General features: G+C 71.3%; 16 protein-coding genes. 7 read left to right on the forward strand and 9 right to left on the reverse strand.

The window, feature by feature from the left end; genetic code table 11:
- Nucleotides 1-264 precede the first annotated feature (264 nt).
- From NGB36_RS17720 to NGB36_RS17735, 4 genes are all read left to right on the forward strand, one after another.
- Entirely contained in the window at nt 265-693 is a 429-nt protein-coding gene (locus NGB36_RS17720) for a serine integrase family protein (protein WP_255921284.1), read from the forward strand.
- A 68-nt stretch (nt 694-761) separates the two neighbouring features.
- Nucleotides 762-950: a putative ATP-grasp-modified RiPP gene (tgmA, locus tag NGB36_RS17725; RefSeq protein ID WP_255921396.1), complete on the forward strand. Its 189-nt coding sequence runs from the start codon at nt 762-764 to the stop codon at nt 948-950.
- Nucleotides 950-1,897 (forward strand): MvdC/MvdD family ATP grasp protein, encoded by a 948-nt coding sequence (locus NGB36_RS17730; RefSeq protein WP_255921285.1) that lies wholly within the window; start codon nt 950-952, stop codon nt 1,895-1,897. The genes tgmA and NGB36_RS17730 overlap by 1 nt, the downstream gene beginning before the upstream one ends.
- Nucleotides 1,898-2,095: 198 nt before the next feature.
- Complete coding sequence (locus NGB36_RS17735) at nt 2,096-3,433, forward strand: glycoside hydrolase family 3 N-terminal domain-containing protein (protein WP_255921286.1); 1,338 nt, start codon at nt 2,096-2,098, stop codon at nt 3,431-3,433.
- Here the strand turns inward: NGB36_RS17735 and NGB36_RS17740 are convergent.
- From NGB36_RS17740 to NGB36_RS17770, 7 genes are all read right to left on the reverse strand, one after another.
- Complete coding sequence (locus NGB36_RS17740) at nt 3,417-5,495, reverse strand: SpoIIE family protein phosphatase (protein WP_255921287.1); 2,079 nt, start codon at nt 5,493-5,495, stop codon at nt 3,417-3,419. The genes NGB36_RS17735 and NGB36_RS17740 overlap by 17 nt on opposite strands.
- Before the next feature lie 185 nt (nt 5,496-5,680).
- Nucleotides 5,681-5,986, reverse strand: a complete 306-nt coding sequence (locus NGB36_RS17745) for a 2Fe-2S iron-sulfur cluster-binding protein (protein ID WP_372509468.1) — start codon at nt 5,984-5,986, stop codon at nt 5,681-5,683.
- 68 nt (nt 5,987-6,054) lie between these two features.
- Nucleotides 6,055-7,629, reverse strand: a complete 1,575-nt coding sequence (locus tag NGB36_RS17750) for an alpha-amylase family glycosyl hydrolase (RefSeq protein WP_255921288.1) — start codon at nt 7,627-7,629, stop codon at nt 6,055-6,057.
- A gap of 98 nt (nt 7,630-7,727) precedes the next feature.
- Nucleotides 7,728-9,125 carry an MFS transporter gene (locus NGB36_RS17755; RefSeq protein WP_255921289.1) on the reverse strand — a complete coding sequence of 466 codons (1,398 nt, stop codon included), beginning with the start codon at nt 9,123-9,125 and terminating at the stop codon, nt 7,728-7,730.
- A gap of 104 nt (nt 9,126-9,229) precedes the next feature.
- Nucleotides 9,230-9,982, reverse strand: coding sequence for a 3-hydroxybutyrate dehydrogenase (locus NGB36_RS17760; protein WP_255921290.1), 753 nt, complete (start codon nt 9,980-9,982; stop codon nt 9,230-9,232).
- 78 nt (nt 9,983-10,060) lie between these two features.
- The gene (locus tag NGB36_RS17765; RefSeq protein WP_255921291.1) at nt 10,061-10,381 is read right to left on the reverse strand and encodes a hypothetical protein; all 321 of its coding nucleotides are present in this window, start codon (nt 10,379-10,381) and stop codon (nt 10,061-10,063) included.
- Between the two features lie 317 nt (nt 10,382-10,698).
- Complete coding sequence (locus NGB36_RS17770; RefSeq protein WP_255921292.1) at nt 10,699-11,712, reverse strand: Lrp/AsnC family transcriptional regulator; 1,014 nt, start codon at nt 11,710-11,712, stop codon at nt 10,699-10,701.
- A gap of 155 nt (nt 11,713-11,867) precedes the next feature.
- Here NGB36_RS17770 and NGB36_RS17775 point away from each other — a divergent pair, with 155 nt between their 5' ends.
- The 3 genes from NGB36_RS17775 to NGB36_RS17785 all read left to right on the forward strand — a co-directional run bounded on the left by NGB36_RS17775 (nt 11,868) and on the right by NGB36_RS17785 (nt 14,817).
- Nucleotides 11,868-13,055 (forward strand): M20 metallopeptidase family protein, encoded by a 1,188-nt coding sequence (locus NGB36_RS17775; RefSeq protein WP_255921293.1) that lies wholly within the window; start codon nt 11,868-11,870, stop codon nt 13,053-13,055.
- 77 nt (nt 13,056-13,132) lie between these two features.
- A complete protein-coding gene (locus NGB36_RS17780; RefSeq protein ID WP_255921294.1) occupies nt 13,133-13,366 on the forward strand; it encodes a hypothetical protein in 234 nt (77 codons plus the stop codon).
- The gene (locus NGB36_RS17785; RefSeq protein WP_255921295.1) at nt 13,363-14,817 is read left to right on the forward strand and encodes a sodium:solute symporter family protein; all 1,455 of its coding nucleotides are present in this window, start codon (nt 13,363-13,365) and stop codon (nt 14,815-14,817) included. The genes NGB36_RS17780 and NGB36_RS17785 overlap by 4 nt, the downstream gene beginning before the upstream one ends.
- On the opposite strand, the gene NGB36_RS17790 is transcribed toward NGB36_RS17785, so the two are convergent.
- Both NGB36_RS17790 and NGB36_RS17795 read right to left on the reverse strand, forming a co-directional pair.
- Nucleotides 14,790-16,682: an ArnT family glycosyltransferase gene (locus NGB36_RS17790; protein WP_255921296.1), complete on the reverse strand. Its 1,893-nt coding sequence runs from the start codon at nt 16,680-16,682 to the stop codon at nt 14,790-14,792. The genes NGB36_RS17785 and NGB36_RS17790 overlap by 28 nt on opposite strands.
- A 125-nt stretch (nt 16,683-16,807) precedes the next feature.
- On the reverse strand, nt 16,808-18,022 hold the full coding sequence (locus NGB36_RS17795) for a saccharopine dehydrogenase family protein (RefSeq protein ID WP_255921297.1): 1,215 nt from the start codon (nt 18,020-18,022) through the stop codon (nt 16,808-16,810).
- Nucleotide 18,023: the final 1 nt, after the last annotated feature.

Genomic DNA, 18,023 nt, shown 5'->3' on the forward strand with positions numbered 1-18,023 from the left:
CCCGACGCGACGCACGGTGGATCAGTCGATGCCATTCCGTATGGCTTTCTTAACGGAGTGGAGACCTTGACGGTTCATTCGTGGCTGTTGTCATCGCCGCCCCACCTCGGCGGTGACGATTGCGCACGGAACGTGACCGCGAAAGACATGACTTGATTTGGGGGAACCCGTTTCCGATGTCTTTCGTGTAGTCCTTTGAATGTGCGCGGCGTGGTCGGGAAAACGACAACGGGCGCGCAACGTAATGTAAGGAGTTGGTGGCTGATGGCGACCGCCGGCTATTCGCGGCTGACAGATGGCCATTCGTCCGGGCATGGCCCGATACATGGTCCCATTCCCACGATTATCTACATCTGCGAACGGGATACCGCGATCGCCGAGCGGCTCGCAGGGCAGTGCCGCGGCCATGCGGAGCAACGGGCCTGGCGCGTTGTTGACACCGTCATCGACAACTCCCCGCTCACGCCCCTGGACGCGCGCGAGGGATGGAAACAGGTCATCGGGGCGCTTGCCGAAGGCTCCGTTGGCATCGTGGTCACCTGGGATCCGGCATCGGTGGCTTCCGGACCGGGTGACTTCCAGACCCTGCAGGCGACGTTCCGGGCCGGCGGGACGGTCCTTGTCGCGGTGACCGGAACCGGAACGGCAGGATCACCACCACCCCCGGACCCATCCCCCGGCGGAATCGGCTGAGCCGAGCCCGCCGGATCATTCCACCGTTCCCGACCGTACGCCACCACTTCGACACCCGTGGGAAGATGATGCAGCCTTTTGCCCTGACGTACGCCCGGCCTCCTATACCGGAGCCGGAAACTCCGTATGCATACGATCCGGAGCGGCAGTTGAACGTTCTCGCCGACGGCAGCGTGGCCGTGCGGGACCGTGCGGTGCTGCTCGCCTGCGGTGCGACCACCTCGACCGCCGGATCGAAGACGCACTTCGACGACTGATGACGGTCCTGATCCTGACATCTGCCGAGGACGTGACCGCGGACATGGTCGTCGACCGCCTGGCGGCGATGGATGTGCAGGTGCTGCGCGTCGACCCGGCCGGGTTCCCGCAACAGGTGACACTGACGGCCAGGTACGCGTCGGGCACCCTCACCGGCAGGGTCACCGCCGGACACCGCACCGCCGATCTGCGGGAGATCCGCTCGATCTGGGTGCGGCGGCCCGGGGCGCCGGGCTCCGGTGGACAGGTGCAGCCGGGATGGGTGGCGGTGGAATCGGACCACGCCTGGTACGGGACGCTGCGAGCACTGCCCGGTGTGCGGTGGATGAACCACCCGGAGGCGACGGCGGCGTGCCGCTACAAGATGCGGCAGCTCGTCCTCGCCGAGTCCGCCGGATTCACCGTGCCCGCAACGGTGTTCACCACCGTGCCCGCCGATGCGAGGGGATTCGCCGACGACCACGGCCCGCTGGTGTGCAAGTCGGTTTCCGGCCGGGCACCCAACGACCCGCCACTGGCCCTGCCCACCACGCCGGTACCCGGCGATGCGGACTTCGCTCCCGTCGCCGCGGCGCCCACCTGCCTCCAGACCCGCATCGACAAACAGGCCGACGTCCGCGTGACCGTCGTCGGCTCCGACATCTTCTGCGCCCGCACCGATGATGCCGCCACGGATCGGGCAGGACACCGGGAGGTGGACTGGCGCTACGCGGATCCGCGGAGCGTGCGCTGGCGCGCGACCCACGTGCCGTCACACATCCGGCCGAAGATCGACGCCTTCATGAACGCCACCGGACTGGCATACGGTGCATTCGACTTCGCGGTCGCCGAGGACGGCACCTGGTACTTCCTGGAATGCAATACTTCCGGCCAGTTCGGCTTCATCGAACTGGCCACAGGGCTCCCGGTCTCCCAGTCCATCGCCGACTGGCTGGCGGCCGGTTGAACCGGTCCGCAATCCGGGAGGACCGGTAGGCCCGGGACGGCTGGGAGCGCTCTCAGCGTTGCGCCGGTGGGACATGTCAACACTTGAGCGCGTGATCCGTGGGGCGCAAGGGTCCGCGTGCGGAGCAGAGGGTTGTGTGATGCGCTGGATGGGTGACGCCGCGTTCACCGCCGAACGACCAATGAGGTGGCGATTCCCATGTGCGCGCCGAAGCCTTCCTCGTCCGACCGCAACCCGGGTGCCATACGACCGCGCGTGACGCGCCTCGGCACGACGGCTGCCGCCCTCGGACTTCTCACCGCGCTCACCGGCTGCGGGGGCGGGCAGACCCACCCCGCCACCTCGACACCGTCACATCCCGTGGGCCCCGGCACGTCCAGCCTCGCCGGCACGGCCTCGACGGCGGTCACGTCCACCTCGACCACCCCGCACAACAGGTCACCCCAGGCAGGCATCGGGCACCCCGGCACGCCGCCTGCCCAGGCCTGTATCAACACCGCCCTGGCGGGCATGCCGGAGGCCCAGCGCGTCGGTCAGCTCTTCATGGTCGGGGTGAGCTCCTCCGGGATCAGCGCGGCGCAGGCCGCCGCCCTGCGCCGCGCGGACGTGGGCGCGGTTCAGCTCACCGGCCGCAGCACGGCCGGGACCAAGGCCATCAGGTCGCTCACCGACCGGCTCCAGGCCCTGGCCACACCGCTGCGCGGCGCGACCGCCCGGCTGCTGGTCGCCACCGACCAGGAGGGCGGCAACGTCCAGGTGCTCCGCGGCCCCGGGTTCTCCGCCATCCCGAGCGCCGTGGTGCAGGGACAGTGGCCGGACGCGCGGGTGCAGTCGCAAGCGGCCGACTGGGGACGGCAGTTGCGCGCAGCCGGGGTCACCATGAACCTCGCGCCGGTGGCCGACACCGTCCCGCCCGGCGGTGCCGCCGTCAACGCCCCTATAGGCGCCCTCTCGCGCGAGTACGGCAGCAACCCGGCCACGGTGGCGGGCCACAGCACCGCGTTCCTCCGCGGGATGACCGACGCCGGCGTCCTCGCGACGCTCAAGCACTTCCCCGGCCTGGGGCGAGTGCGCGGCAACACCGACCTCACCGCGAACGTCACCGACAACCAGACCACGCGCAACGACCCCTACCTGCAGCCCTTCCGCAACGGCATCCAGGCCGGCGCCCCGTTTGTCATGGCGTCGCTGGCCACCTACACCCGCATCGACCCGGCCCATCAGGCCGCCTTCTCCTCCACCGTCCTGCGCGGCGTGCTCCGCGGCACCCTCGGGTTCCGGGGCGTGGTGATCTCGGACGACCTCGGCAACGCCGTCGCCGTCAAGAGCATCCCGGCCGGTCAGCGGGCGCTGCGGTTCCTCGGCGCGGGCGGCGACATGGTGCTCACCGACGACCCGGGCGCCATCGGCCCGATGACCTCCGCCGTCCTCGCGCAGCTGCCGAAGAACGCCGCGCTCAGGGCCGACGTGGACGCGAGCGTCCGGCGCATCCTGACCGCCAAGCAGAACGCGGGCCTGCTCACCTGCCAGGGGTGACCTTGGCCATGAGCAGGGCGACGTCGTCATGGGCGTCCGGAGGGCGCAGCGTGGCGAGGAGCCGGTCGCAGGTGCGCTCCAGGGAGCGGTCGCAGAGCGCCAGCTCACGCAGCAGGAGGTCGAGGCGCTCGTCGATGGGATGGTGGCGGGTCTCGACCAGGCCGTCGGTGTAGAGGACGAGCCGGTCGCCTGCACCAAGCGTCAGCGTGACCGGATCGAAGCCGACGCCGCCGACTCCGAGGGGCACACCGGTCGGCAGATCGAGCAGTTCGGGGGGCTCGCCGGTGCGTACCAGGGCAGGGGGCAGATGTCCGGCGGTGGCGATGTGGCACCGGGCGCTGTGGGGGTCGTAGACGGCGTAGACGCACGTGGCGATGTAGTGCTCCAGACCGCTGGTGATCTTGTCCAGGTGGTGGAGCACCTCGGCGGGGGAGAGGTCCAGGTCGGCGAGGGTGCAGGTGGCGGTGCGCAGCCGTCCCATGGTGGCCGCCGCGTCGATGCCGCTGCCCATCACATCGCCCACGACCAGGGCGGTCTTGTCGTCGGCGAGCGGGATGACGTCGAACCAGTCCCCGCCGACCTCGATCGTGGTGCCCGCCGGCTGGTACCGGGAGGCGACCTCCAGGCCGGTGCGGTGCGGCGGGTGGTCGGGCAGCAGGCTGCGCTGGAGGGTCACGGCGGTGTTGCGCACGCTCTGGTACCAGCGGGCGTTGTCGATCCAGACCGCGGCGCGGGCGGCCAGCTCACCGGCGAGGGCGAGGTCGTCGTCGTCGAAGGGCAGCGGATTGCGCGCCCGGGTCAGCCCGAGGGCGCCGAGGACCTCGCCGCGCGCGGTCAGCGGCACCCCCAGGTACGAGTGGACGCCCTCCCGGGTCAGCAGGGCGGCGGCCTCGGGATCGCGGGCGATCCGTGACATCGTCGGCCCGTCGATGTGCGGCACCAGGATCGGGCGGCCGGTGCGCACGCACTGGGTGACCAGGCGGTCCTCGTCGTAGCTGGTGAGGTGGCCGGGCGGGTCGGAGGCGCGGACGGCCTCGGTGGTGTAGGCGGCCTTCACGGCGAGGGCCCGGAAGATCGCCGGCCCTCCCGCGGACCCGGCCGGCCGGCACTCGGCCAGGACGGCGTCGAGGACGTCCACGGCGGCGATGTCCGCGAGCTCCGGCACGGTGACCTCGGCGAGCTCGTGGGCGGTGCGCTCGACCTCCAGGGTGGTGCCGATACGGGCGGAGGCGTCGGCGATGAGAGCGAGACGGCGCCGGGCGCGGGCGGCCTCGGTGGCGGCGCGGTGCCGGTCGGTGACGTCCACCAGCGACAGGGCGACCCCTATCACCTGCTTGTTGGGGTCCTCCAGGCGGTAGTACGAGACCGACCAGACGTGATCGTGATCGGGGTCGGCCGGGGTGCGGCCGACGGTGTACTGGTCGACCAGGGGACATCCGGACTCCAGCACCTGGCGCATCGACCGGTCGATCGTGTCGACGTCGAGGAACGGGAGCGCTTCACGGACGGTGCGGCCGAGGTGGTCAGCGGCCGATATGCCGTTGATCTTCTCCAGCGCCGGGTTGACCGCCACGTACCGCAGATCGGTGTCCACCACCGCGAGTCCGATCGGCGACTGGGAGACAAGGCGGGTGGAGAGCGCGACGTCACGCTCCACCTCGCGCAGGGTGGCCCGGTCGCTGGCCAGGCCCAGGGCGAAGAAGTCGCCGCGGTCGTCCAGGAGCCGCATGTTGCGGAACTCCACCATCCGGGAGGCGCCGCCCTTGCACCGGACGGGGAAGGCGCCGGCCCAGATCTCACCGCTCGCCATCACGTCGGCGAACAGCTTCATAATCATTTCCAGGTTCTGCTCGTCAACGAGCAGAGGGCCGGCGTACTGGCCGAGCGCCTCTTCCGCGGTGTAGCCGAACAGGTCTTCCGCCTGCGGGCTCCACAGCACGATCCGGCCCTCGGAATCGAGCAGCACCGCCGCGACACCGAGCAGATCGAACAGGCCGCTGGGCTGGGACGCCTGGTCAGCCGGTCGGCCGGTGCGGTCCGGGAAGGGTTCGGCTGTGCTCATGCCAGGCGCTCCCTCCGCTTGCCGGCACGACATGTGGTCGCCGCAGGGGCTGCGGTGCTTCCATACTCTCCCGGTCTTGCCCGTACCGCTTCCCCCGCTACTGCGCCGACGGCGATCAGGCCCGCGAGGAGACGCAGCCGAGCGGCGAACGGCTGCGTCGCGCCGGCGCAGCGCTGAGGTACGAGCTACACCGACCAGGGAAAGATCATCCGGGCGGGAGCGGCGTTCGCCAGGGTGAGGCATGCCAGGACGCGCCGCCCGTCGACCCCCACCGTGCAGGCGCCGCACGTTCCTTGGTCGCAGCCCTTCTTGGCTCCGGTGAGATTCAGACGCTCACACAGCGCATCCAGCAGGCTGACCCGTGGCTCGATCTCCACTGCCTGCTCGACGCCGTTGACGGACAGCGTGACCTCGACCGACCCCGGTCCGCGCTCCGGTACTTTCGCGCCCGCGGCCTGGGCGTCGTCGTACGCATCCCCGCCTCCAACCATCACTTTTCAGCCCGGACCGGAGGTGGGCGGGCCGCCACTCGGGGGACGGGCGAGTGGCGGCCGGGGGCTCAGAGCCGGAAGACCCCGTGGGCGAAGCCCTCCGCGCGCACGCCGTCCGCGGTGAGGGTGACGCCCGAGACGTCAAGCGCCTGCGCGTCCGCGACCCCGCTCACTTCGAACGCGGCGGGCTCGCGGCGCGGGTTGATGACGACGAGGTGGCTGGAGTCCCGCAGGTAGACGAAGGGGTAGCCGGAGCTGAGCACCTCGACGGGGGCCGTGGTGCCGAGCGCGGGGACGCTTCGGCGCAGCGCGATCAGACGCCGCACGTGGTGCAGGAGCGACCGCTCGTCGGCACGGGCGGCGGCGACGCTGGGACGGTCGGGGCCGGGGTCGAGAGGCAGGTAGTACGCCTCGGCGGGGGCGGTGGAGAAGCCGGCGCCGGGGCTGTCGTCCCACTGCATGGGCGTGCGGGACCCCTGGCGGGCCTCGGTGCCGAGCTGGCTGCCCTCCTTGTCGGGCAGCCCGGGAACGTAGCGCATGCCGATCTCGTCGCCGTAGTAGATGACGGGCAGCGCGGGCCAGGTGAGCTGGAAGGCGAAGGCGGGTGCGACCATCTCGCGGGTGCGGGGGCCGCAGGTGAGCCGGGAGAAGTCGTGGTTGGCGGTCGGCAGGGCGACGAGCCCGCGTCCGTCGATGGCGTCGTCGGCTTCCTTCCACGCGGCGAGGAACTCCTCCATCGAGCCCTTGCCGTCGGGGTCGAAGTAGCACGGCTCGCCGAGGCCCCAGGGCCCCTGGCTGCCGGTGCCGTTGTCCCACAGTGAGCGCAGCGCGCGCCCGTTGAAGTGGAGGAAGAAGTCGGCGTGGATGCCGGCCGGGACGGAGGTCTTGGGGTCGCCCCACTCCGACAGCAGCGCCCGGTCGGGGTAAGCGGTGTCCATCCAGTCGCGCATCTCGCGCCACAGCTTGCCGGTCTCGGCATGGTCCGGGTCGTCCTTGACGAGCGAGGCGGCCATGTCGACGCGGAAGCCGGCGACGCCGCGGTCGAACCAGTACGCCATGATCTCGCGCAGCGCGGCCCGGTTGGCCCGGGGGCCGGGGGCGTCGACGGGCTGCCGCCATGGCTCCTCGGGGTCCATACGGGCATAGCCGAAGTTGAGCGCGGGCTGGATGGGATAGAAGTTGGCGAGGTAGAAGCCGCCGCGCGCGCCCTGGTTGGGTATCCAGTTGCATACCGGGGCGCCGAGCCGCTCCGACCAGATGTAGCGGTCGTCGCCCGGGGTGTGCGCCGACTTCTGGAACCACGGGTGGCGGTGCGAGGTGTGGCCGGGCACGAGGTCGAACATGACGCGGATGCCGTGCTCGCGCGCCGCCTCGATCAGCGCGAGCGCGTCGTCGTTGGTGCCGTAGCGGGGCGCGATGGTGAGGTAGTCGCTGACGTCGTAGCCGCCGTCTCCGAACTCGGAGGCGAAGCAGGGGCTGATCCAGATCGTGTTGACGCCCAGCCAGGCGAGGTGGTCCAGGTGCGCGGTGACACCGGGAAGGTCACCGATCCCGTCGCCGTCGGCATCGGCGAAACTGGCCGGATAGATCTGGTAGATGACGGCGTCGGAGAGCCAACTCGGGGCGGGGCGGCGTCGGGTCATGTCCCCGATTGTGCCGTGGTGACCGCGGGCGGGACAGGGTCCGGCCCCGCCCCGTCAGCGGGGCGAGGCCGGGCGGGGCCGGGCCGCTGGAAGGCCGGTCAGGCCTGGGCGCCCGACGCGGCGTGACCGGACGCCGGCTCGCCCACGGCACCGCCCGAGGTGGGGGCGACGTCCGACAGATCCCGCTCGCGGGTCTCGCGCGCGGCGAGCAGCGCGACCACCGTGACGACGGCGGCGAGCATGACGTACACCGAGATGGGCGTCGCATTGCCGTACGCCTTCAGCAGGGCGACCGCGATCAGCGGGGCCGGCGCACCGGCCGCGACCGACGCGAACTGGGCGCCGATGGAGGCACCGGAGTAGCGCATGCGGGTGCCGAACAGCTCCGAGAAGAACGCCGCCTGCGGTGCGTACATGGCGCTGTGGAAGACCAGCCCGACGGTCACGGCGAGGACCAGGGCGGGGAAGGACTTGGTGTCCAGCAGCCCGAAGAACGCCCACGCCCACGCCCCGACGCCGACCGCCCCGACGAGGTAGACCGGCTTGCGCCCGACCCGGTCGGAGAGCGCCCCGAAGACCGGGATCAGGCAGAACTGGATCGCGGAGCCGATCAGCACGGCGTTGAGGGCCGTCTGCTCCTTCAGCTTCAAGTGGTCGACGCAGTAGGCGAGGACGAAGGTGGTGATGACGTAGTACGAGATGTTCTCGGCCATCCGGGCGCCTATGGCGACCAGCACGTCCCGCCAGTGGTGGCGCAACACAGCGAGCAGCGGGGGCTGCTCGTGGCGCTCCGTCGCTTCGCGGGCCTCCGCGCGCGCCTGCGCCTCCTTGAACAGCGGCGACTCGTCCACCGAGAGCCGGATCCACAGGCCGATGCCGACCAGGACGGCCGAGAGCAGGAACGGGATCCGCCAGCCCCAGGCCACAAAGCTCGCGTTGGACTGCACCGAGGTCATCAGCGACAGGATGCCGACGGCGAGCAGATTGCCGGCCGGGGCGCCGCCCTGCGGCCACGACGCCCAGAAACCGCGCCGCTTGGGATCGCCGTGCTCGGAGACGAGCAGGACGGCGCCGCCCCACTCGCCACCGAGGGCGAAGCCCTGCACGAGCCGCAGCGTCGTCAGCAGAACCGGCGCCGCGACACCGATCGTCGAGTAGCCGGGGACACAGCCGATGAGCGCGGTCGCGATCCCCATCATCAACAGGCTGACCACCAGCAGTTTCTTGCGGCCTATGCGGTCACCGAAGTGGCCGAAGACCAGCGCTCCGAGCGGCCGGGCGGCGAAGCCGATGGCGTAGGTCAGAAACGACAGCAGGGTGCCGGTGAGCGGATCGGTGGTGGGGAAGAAGACCTTGTCGAAGACGAGAGCGGCGGCGGAGCCGTAGAGGAAGTAGTCGTACCACTCGATGGTGGTGCCGATCAGACTCGCGCCGACGACGCGTGCGAGGCCGCTCGGTGCGGCGGAAGCGTTCACAGCGGTGGGAGCGCTGGCCATGGTGTCACCGTCTTGGGGAGGGGGCGGGGATCGGGCGGGGTGCTGCCGGCGAGGCGATGGCTCACCGGGCCAGTGGGTCAGTGGGTCACTGAGTGATCAGTGGGTCAGTGGGCGGTCCAGCCGCCGTCGAGGGGGATCGACGCGCCGGTGAGGTAGCCCGCGGCCGGAGAGCACAGCCACAGCGCGGCCTGCGCGACCTCCTCCGGTTCGATCAGCCGCTTGATGGCCGACCGCTCCAGCAGGACCTGTTCGACGACGTCCCTCTCGGGGATGCCGTGAGCGCGCGCCTGATCGGCGATCTGACCCTCCACCAGCGGGGTACGGACGTAAGCGGGGTTGATGCAATTGCTCGTCACGCCGTGCGGCGCGCCCTCCAGCGCCACCGTCTTGCTCAGCCCCTCCAGGGCGTGCTTGGCGGTGACGTAAGCGCACTTGAAGGCGCTCGCGCGCAGCCCGTGCACCGAGGAGATGTTGACGACCCGCCCCCACTCCTGCGCGTACATGTGCGGCAGTGTGCGGCGCAGGATGCGGAACGGCGCCTCGACCATGACCCGTTGGATCAGCGCGAACTGCTCGGGCGGGAACTCGTGGACGGGGGCGATGTGCTGTAGCCCGGCGTTGTTGACCACGATGTCGGCGTCGTCGGGTAGCGCGTCCACGGCGGACATGTCGGACATGTCGACGACGTGGGCGGTGCCGCCGCACTTGGCGGCCACCTCCCTGGCAGCCTCGGCGGCCCGGTCCACCACGTACACATGCGCCCCCGCCTCGGCGAGGGCCAGTGCGCAGGCCCGGCCGATCCCGCCGGCCGCACCGGTGACCAGGGCTGTGCGTCCGGTGAGGAAAGTGCTCTCCATGCGGCTCACGCTAGGGACCTGCCGCGATGTGCCCCATGTGCCGCGCTGCCACAGTGCCGGGCGGGGATGTGGCACCGCTCACCATGCCTGCGGCCGGCGGCTGTCATCGCCCCTCTCCGAGCTCGACGAGGAGGGCCACGTCGTCGAGCCCCGAGCGCGCCTCGACGGTGCCGATGATGTGGTCGGCGAGGTGCTCGGGCGCGGCGGGTCCCGCACGCAGTCTCCGGTGCGGACGGCCTCTGCGAACGGCATCGGTTCGTGCAGGCGGGAGACGCGGTGGTTGCGGGTGAGCGCCTCGGGCAGCCAGGCCGCGGCGATCAGCCGGGCGCGGCCGTGCTCGACGACGCCGAGTGCGATCGCCGTGGCGTCGAGGTTCGCGCGCGTCGTCTCGCCGGTCACGGCGGGCGGTGACGTCCTCGACGCTGAGGGCCTGGGCGAGGGCTGCGGTGAGCGCCTCGACGAGGTCGGTCTCGCGCTGCCGCTCGGCCCTGAGCGCGGCCTGCTCCGCGAGGTGCTGCAGTTCCTCGCTCGTGTCCCGGGGCCCGGCGCCGCCGTCACAGCACCCGCCCGCGTGTCGCGGAGCGTAATCGGAGCCGTGGCGGTCTTTCACGTCGGCCTCCAGGTGCCGGATGCGACGTTGGAACCGTGTCCTGAGTCTGTCCCGAGTGCCACAATCTCAATATATATGGACATTATGCTACTAATAGGTCACGGGCTCACGGGCTCACGGGATCGCGCCACAGGTCCATGGGAACGGCGCGCACCGCCCGCCCCTGCTCGTCGAGAATGCGGCCCATCCGCTTGCTCGTGTGCAAGGTCACCGCCCGTTCACGGACGCCGAGTTCGGGGAACTTGTGGAGCAGCAGCGACTCGAACCGCTGGCTGTCGGCGACGCTGCGCAGCCAGACCACGACCACCAGGTTCCGCGCGCCGGTGACCGCCGTGGCCAGCCGCACCTCGGGGAGCCTGGCGACGGCGTGGCCCACCAGGTCGAGCCGGTCCGCGGGGACGGTGGCCCGGTAGGTGACCAGGACGGGCCGCGCGGCGTGCGGCGCGGCGATCTCGCAGCGGAAGCGGATGGTGTCGCTCGCGATCATGCGGTCGAGGCGGCGGCGCACCGTGGAGGCGCTGAGCCCCGTCGCGGACGCCAGTGCCGCCTGCTCCATTCGTCCGTCGGTGCTCAGCCGCACGAGCAACTCCCGTTCCTCGGGCCGTATTTCCGCGGCAGGGCCGGCCGCGGGCGGAGTCCCGTCGCGCAGGTGCCGGCGCTGGGAGGCGTCGAGCGAGCCCAGGCGCCAGCCATTCGCCTCGCTGTAGATGTGGGTGGCCAGGTGGCTGCGGACCGCGTTGATCCCCTCGATGCGGCCGAGCCGCTGATGGATGTAGCGGTGGAGCTGGGTGACATCCGTGAAGACGGTGACGAGGTACAGGTCGCAGCCGTCGGCCACGTGCTCGACGGTCAGCACATGGGGGTCCTCGGCGACGATTGCGGCGATCCGGGCGGTACGGCCCGTGCTGCAGTCCAGTTGCAGGAATGCCGTGCACCACCGCTCCCAGGTGAACGGCCCGCCGTACGCGGTGACCCAGGCGATCCCGGCCTCCGACAGCCGCTGCCAGCGGCGGGCGGCGGTGACCGGGCTGACGCCGAGTGTCTCGCCGAGCAGTGACCACGGCGCCCGGGGACGCATCTGCATGGCGTTCACCAGGGCGAGATCCAGCTCGTCGAGCATGGCGGATTCCTTCAGCAGACAGCCCCCTCGTGGTGGGATCGTGCACTTTCACGGCGATGACCAAGGAAGCCTTCACCATCCTGCACAATCCCGTGCCGCACAAGCGGCACTGGGCAGATATGCAACCCGATGCCGACACGATGCGGAGGGCGTGAATGTCACTGCGCGACGACGCGACAGCTATGTCACCCGAACTGGTCCAGCTGCGACGCGAGTTGCACCGCCAACCCGAGGTGGGCCTCGACCTGCCGCGCACCCAGGAACGCGTGCTGGCGGCGATCGACGGACTGCCGCTGGAGGTGAGCCACGGCTCCGGGCTCACCTCGGTCACCGCGGTGCTGCGGGGCGGCCGCCCGGGCCCGGCGGTACTGCTGCGGGGCGATATGGACGCGCTGCCGGTGAGCGAGAAGGTCCCGGTCCCGTATGCGTCGCGCAACGGCGCGATGCACGCCTGCGGGCACGACCTGCACACCTCCATGCTGGTGGGGGCGGCGCACCTGCTGTCCGGGCGGCGCAAGGAACTCGCCGGTGACGTCGTCTTCATGTTCCAGCCCGGCGAGGAGGGCTGGGACGGAGCCGGTGCCATGGTGGCCGAGGGCGTGCTCGACGCCGCGGGACGGCGCCCGGTCGCCGCCTTCGGGATGCACGTGTCGTCGGCGAGCATCCCGCGTGGAGTCTTCGCCTCCCGCCCCGGCCCGCTGCTCGCCGCCTCCGGAGCGCTGGCGGTCACCGTGCGCGGTGCGGGCGGCCACGGCTCGGCCCCGCACCGCGCCAAGGACCCGGTCCCGGCCGCCTGCGAGATGGTCATCGCGCTGCAGACCATGGTCACCCGGCGCTTCGATGTCTTCGACCCGGTCGTGGTCACCGTGGGCGTGCTGCGCGCCGGGAGCCGGCGCAACGTGATCCCCGAGACCGCCGAGTTCGAGGCCACGGTACGCACCTTCTCCGCGCAGGCGCAGGCCCGCATCGCCGACGCCGTGGTCGGCCTGGTCCGTGACATCGCCACCGCGCACGGCCTCGAAGCGGATGTGGCCTACGAGCCCGAATACCCGCTCACCGCGACCGACGACGCCGAGACCGGATTCCTGGAGACCACCGTGAACGAGGTGTTCGGCGAGGACCGGTTCCACCGGATGCCCAACCCGCTCACCGGCTCCGAGGATTTCTCGCGCGTCCTGAACGAAGTGCCCGGATCCTTCGTGATGCTCGGCGCCTGCCCGGACGGATCCGACCCGGAGCGCGCTGCCTACAACCACTCTCCGTACGCGGAGTTCGACGACGGCGTGCTCGGCGACGGGGCCGCGCTCTACGCCGAGTTGGCGGTGCGCCGGCTCACCGCCTGACCGATCCCGCCCGACCGGCCACCGATTGTCCGATCGCCCGCCCCATACCCCCGCTCCACACCAGCCAGGGATGCCCTATGCAACGCCATCGCACCATCCTGCTGCTCCTGCCGCTCGTCCCCGCTGTCGCCCTGCTGGCCACGCCGTGGCTGCCGTTCGTCAACTCAGCGCGTCTGTGGGCCGGACTGCCGTCGATGTTCGTGTGGACGAGCGCCTGGGTGCTCGCCATCGTGCCCGCGCTCGCTGCCGTGGAGTGGGGCAGGCAACGGCATCGTGACACCGCCCCCGAGCGAAGTGAGGTCGGCGCATGAGCACGGTGCTCGTCGTCACGCTTGTGGGGATGGCGGTCATCGCGGCCGTCGGGCTCCTTGGACGGCGGCGCCCGTCAGCGGACCTGGCGCAGTGGTCGGTCGGCGGCCGGCGCTTCGGCTCGGCGACCATGTGGTTCCTGCAGGCCGGAGAGACCTTCACGACCTTCACCTTCCTCGGGGTGGCCGGGCTCGCCTTCACCGGAGGCGTCGCGGCCACCTACTCCATCCCCTACGTCCCGCTCGCCGTCATCGTGCTGTACTTCCTCGGGCCGCGCGTGTGGCGCCTGGGACGGGAGCACGGCTATCTCACCCAGGCCGACTTCTACGAGCAGCGCTTCGGCAGCCGGGCGTTGGGGACGCTGGTGGCCCTGCTGGGCGTGATCTTCATGCTGCCGTACCTGCAGCTGCAGATCACCGGGCTCGGGCTGATCGTCAAGCTGGTCACCGGTGACGGCGCCTCCAGCACCCTCGGCATGGTGATCGGCACCTCGCTCACCGCCACCTTCGTGCTGTGGGCCGGAATCCGCGGCGTCGCCGCCACGTCGTACCTGAAGGACGTGCTGATGATCGTCGCGGTGGCGGTGATCATCGTGGTGGTACCGCTGCACTTCACCGGCGGCATCGGTCATGCCTTCACCGAGATCGCCCACCGGCATACGCAGTTGCTCACCGTCCACACCGGCCCCAACGACCGCGTCTGGTGGACCACCAGCATGCTGGCGAGCGCGATCGGCGCGGGATTCCTGACCTTTCCGCACTCCTGGCCCGCCTTGCTGTCGGCGCGCAGCGAGCGAGGACTGCGCCGCAACTGGGTCTTCCTGCCGCTGTATCAGATCGCTCTGATCCTGCCCATGACGATCGGTTTCGTCGCCGTCCTCGCGCTGCCGCCGAACACCAACGCCAACGGTGTGCTGCTGACGCTCACCGGGCGTGCCCTGCCCGGCTGGGCCACCGGGTTCATCGCCGTCGCCGGGGCGGCGGCCGCGATGGTCCCGGCGGCGGTGATGGTGCTCGCCATGTCGACGCTGATCGCCCGCAACGTCGTACGGTCGCGCAGCCCGCGACTGCAGTTCCTCACCAACCACGGTGCGGTGGTGGCGATTCTGGCGCTGGCGCTGGTGCTCGCGCTGGTGCGGCCGAACGCGCTCACCGATCTGCTGTTGCTCACCTACAGCGGCCTGGTGCAGTTCGCCCCCGGACTGGTAGCGGGGCTCGCCCGGCGCCCTCTGCTCGGCCGGATCCCCGTACTGCTCGGCATGGTGGTGGGCGAAGCGGTCGTCGTCTGGCTCACCTTCGCCCATGTGGACGTCGCGCACATCAATGCCGGGATCGTCGGCCTCGGCGTCAATGTGGTGGTGGCGGCTCTCGTCCACGTCGCCGAACGGGCGACGGGCCGGTCCCGCCACGAGCAGGGCGGGCGGCGTCAGCCCGAGCCGCTGCCGCAGCGGTAGAGCGGCTGCGGCAGGGACGCGGACGCCGGTACGCGCGTGCAGTGGGCGGCGACCCAGACCAGCACCCGGTCGGCGGGCGAGCCCGAGCGGTCCGGGAGCCCCGTGTGCGGGATCACGTAGCGCACCTTGCCGGATGCCACCATGGCGCGGAACTGCGCGAGCGTGGGGAAGGGCACCTGCCCGGTGAAGCCGCCCATCGGGAGCAGCGGGGCTCCCGCGTTGATGATGTACGGCGTCGCGTCACTCCACATCGGGACGGCGGCCAGGTATGTGGCGCCGTCCCGATGCGCCCGCAGGTAGGAGAGCAGGCGCTGTTGCGAGGGGGCGAGCGTCCGGGGTCCGCCCCCGCCCGGCCGGTTGGTGGGGCCTACGCGTGCCATCGCCCCCGGCTGGTTGTAACGCAGGTCGAGCGCGGAGAACGACCACGCGGCGGGGGAGAGCAGCACCGAGACCACGGCCGCCGCCACGGCGGCGGCCGCCGGACGGGCGGTGACGCTCGCGCGCCGCCGCACCAGCGCCAGTGCACACAGCGCGAGAACGCACAGTCCGACGCAGGCGGGAGCCAGCCACGGCAGGAACGCGGGATAGCGCCACGCCGGGACCAGACACCACACGACGTTCACTGCCACCACCGCAGGGAAGACCGCGGCCCGCCGCCCGCCGGCCCGGAACGCCCGCAGGCAGCGCACCAGACCGATCCCCGCGAGCGCCGCGACCGGAACGGCGACGACCCCCATGTAGTACGTGTGTCCCGTCACGCTTCCGACGCTGAAGGCCGCGAAGAAGGTGAGCAGCCACCCGCCCCACAGCACCGTGCTCAGCGCGGTCCGGCCGGTGCGGGGCACGCGCCGTTTCCAGACGGCGGCGATCCCCCAGACCAGCCCGGTCGCCGCCAGCGGATACAGCCATCCGGTCTGCGAGACGATACCGGGGGAGACCATCTTGGCGAGCTGGGCGAGGCCGTTGCTCTGCGTCGCGGTGACGCTCCCGGTAGCGCCGGCGTCGAGACCGACCGCGCCGAGCCTGTTGAGGAAGTTGTACCCGACGACCAGGCTCACGGCGGAGTTGTCCGTGGTGCCGTCGATGTACGGACGGTCCTGAGCCGGTGTCAGGGCGACGGCGAGAACCCACGACGAGGAGACCGCCAGCGTCACGCAGCCCGCGAGCGCGAGATGGCGCAGCCTGCGGCGGACCGGGACGGGTGCGCCCAGCACATAGACGGCGGCGAGCGTGGGGAGGATCGCCCAGGCCTCCAGCATCTTGCACTGGAAAGCCAGCCCCGCCCAGACAGCGGCCGTCAGCAGCGGCCTGAGCCGGTGCGGGCGTTGCGCCCCGACCGCCCGCTGGGTCGCCTCCGCGGCCAGCAGAAGCAGCAGCATGAACGGCGCGTCCTCGACGATGGAGCGCCCGAGACCCACCGTCACCGGCGTGAGGGTGAAGACGGCGGCGGCGAACAGTGCGGCGGGGGCACCCGACCACCTGCGGACCACCACATACAGCACGAGCACGGCGGCGACGCACTCGGCCGCCTGCGGGAGCACCAGCGCCCACGGACGGAATCCGAAGAGCTCCGCCGACACCGCCTGCGGCCACAGGAATCCCGGCAGCTTGTCGAGGGTGATCGCACTGCGGGGGTCGAAGGCGCCGAAGAAGAACGCCCGCGGGCCCCCGGCCATGCTGCGCACGGCCGTCGCGTAGAAGTCGTGGTAGACGCTGTGGTCGATGCCCCACGTGCACAGCGTCGCGGCGACGGCGGCGATGAGCAGCAGCACGGGGCGCGCGTACGCGGGTTCGTCCGGGCGTCGCCTGCCGCCGGGCGTGGTGGTGACGGCGGCGCTCGCCGGCGTGGAGGCGGTGACAGCCATGAACGGGCCTTCGGCAGCGGTGGAGGTGGGCCGGACCAGTCTTGGGCGAAGAAGCTGAACGCGGTGTGAACAGCGGGCTTCCCGTCGTGGGCGGTGCGGCGACGCTGCCGGATTGCCGGCGGTGCTCAGCGGCTGCGTCCCGGTGGCCCCGACGGCGGGCGTTCGAGCACGGTGAAGCGGATCCCTGCCGCGGACAGGCGGTCGATGAGGGCGCTGCCCATCGCGACGGCCGTCGTCACCTGGCCCGCCGTCCGGGGCAGTTCGTCGAAGGCGAGGGACATTGCCGTCTCGGCGATGATCTTGGCGGTCTCCGTATAGCCGGGATCGCCTCCGCTGACCTCGGTGATCACACGCTTGCCGCCGCCCTCGCCGGTGAACCTGACGGCGAACCAGCCCTTTGCGCGCTGCTGAGGGCTCGGGCCCTCGCCGGACGAGCGGATCCCGGTGAGCGCCCTGCGCAACGGCGCCACCTGGGAGGCGGCGACGACCATGGCGATGCCCAGGATCCCGGTGACAGCGACGGGCAGTCGTTTGACGGCCGCATAGTGCGCATAGCGGAACTCCGGGCCGTAGGAGGGGAGCGCGGCTGCCGAACGCGCCACCACCTGCGGATCGATCGTCGGCAGCGGCACCACCCAGGCATGCGCGGCGCGGGACCAGCCGGGACGGCCGGTGACGATGCGGATCCGCCGCCCGGAGGGCCTGGGCTCCACGGCCCGCCGCCGAGCGGCGGTCCGTGCCATCGCCAGCGGCCGCGAGAGCGCGGTGAGCGCGGAGTCGAGCGTGCCGCCCGACACGGTGCCCCCGGCCCGGACGAATCCCTCGACGCTCTTCGGCGCTTCCGGCGGCAACTGTCCGACGGTGAAGAGCACACCGAGGTCGTGCGGTACGGAGTCGAAGCCGCACGAGTGCACGATCCGCGCCCCACTGGCGACGGCGCGCTCGTGGTGGCGCAGATACATCAGGTCCACGAACTCCGGTTCGCCGGTGAGGTCGCAGTAATCGGTGCCCTCCTCGGCACAGGCGGCGACCAGTGGTTCCCCGTGCCGCAGATAGGGGCCGACGGTGGAGATCACCACCCGCGTCGAGGCCGCCACCGCCCGCAGCGCCTCCCGGTCCGCCGAGTCCGCGATCAGCAGCGGTAGTTCGGCCCGCTCGGAAGCGATCTTGGCGAGTCGTTCCCTCAGCGTCTCCAGCCTGGCACGGTTGCGGCCGGCGAGCGCGATGCGGCACTCCGCGGGGGCGTGCCGGACCAGATATTCGGCGGTGAGCGCTCCGGTGTAGCCGGTGGCGCCGAACAGGACGACGTCGTGCGGGCGTACGGTGGGCGGAGAGATCATG

It is taken from the genome of Streptomyces humicola, from assembly GCF_024436035.1.
Classification (GTDB): domain Bacteria; phylum Actinomycetota; class Actinomycetes; order Streptomycetales; family Streptomycetaceae; genus Streptantibioticus_B; species Streptantibioticus_B humicola.

Excerpts from the sequence above, each read along its gene's own strand:
- NGB36_RS17720 (WP_255921284.1), top strand. The coding sequence starts at position 265 with ATGGCGACCGCCGGCTATTCGCGGCTGACAGATGGCCATTCGTCCGGG.
- tgmA (WP_255921396.1), top strand. The coding sequence starts at position 762 with ATGCAGCCTTTTGCCCTGACGTACGCCCGGCCTCCTATACCGGAGCCG.
- NGB36_RS17730 (WP_255921285.1), top strand. The coding sequence starts at position 950 with ATGACGGTCCTGATCCTGACATCTGCCGAGGACGTGACCGCGGACATG.
- NGB36_RS17735 (WP_255921286.1), top strand. The coding sequence starts at position 2,096 with ATGTGCGCGCCGAAGCCTTCCTCGTCCGACCGCAACCCGGGTGCCATA.
- NGB36_RS17740 (WP_255921287.1), bottom strand. The coding sequence starts at position 5,495 with ATGAGCACAGCCGAACCCTTCCCGGACCGCACCGGCCGACCGGCTGAC.
- NGB36_RS17745 (WP_372509468.1), bottom strand. The coding sequence starts at position 5,986 with ATGGTTGGAGGCGGGGATGCGTACGACGACGCCCAGGCCGCGGGCGCG.
- NGB36_RS17750 (WP_255921288.1), bottom strand. The coding sequence starts at position 7,629 with ATGACCCGACGCCGCCCCGCCCCGAGTTGGCTCTCCGACGCCGTCATC.
- NGB36_RS17755 (WP_255921289.1), bottom strand. The coding sequence starts at position 9,125 with ATGGCCAGCGCTCCCACCGCTGTGAACGCTTCCGCCGCACCGAGCGGC.
- NGB36_RS17760 (WP_255921290.1), bottom strand. The coding sequence starts at position 9,982 with ATGGAGAGCACTTTCCTCACCGGACGCACAGCCCTGGTCACCGGTGCG.
- NGB36_RS17770 (WP_255921292.1), bottom strand. The coding sequence starts at position 11,712 with ATGCTCGACGAGCTGGATCTCGCCCTGGTGAACGCCATGCAGATGCGT.
- NGB36_RS17775 (WP_255921293.1), top strand. The coding sequence starts at position 11,868 with ATGTCACTGCGCGACGACGCGACAGCTATGTCACCCGAACTGGTCCAG.
- NGB36_RS17780 (WP_255921294.1), top strand. The coding sequence starts at position 13,133 with ATGCAACGCCATCGCACCATCCTGCTGCTCCTGCCGCTCGTCCCCGCT.
- NGB36_RS17785 (WP_255921295.1), top strand. The coding sequence starts at position 13,363 with ATGAGCACGGTGCTCGTCGTCACGCTTGTGGGGATGGCGGTCATCGCG.
- NGB36_RS17790 (WP_255921296.1), bottom strand. The coding sequence starts at position 16,682 with ATGGCTGTCACCGCCTCCACGCCGGCGAGCGCCGCCGTCACCACCACG.
- NGB36_RS17795 (WP_255921297.1), bottom strand. The coding sequence starts at position 18,022 with ATGATCTCTCCGCCCACCGTACGCCCGCACGACGTCGTCCTGTTCGGC.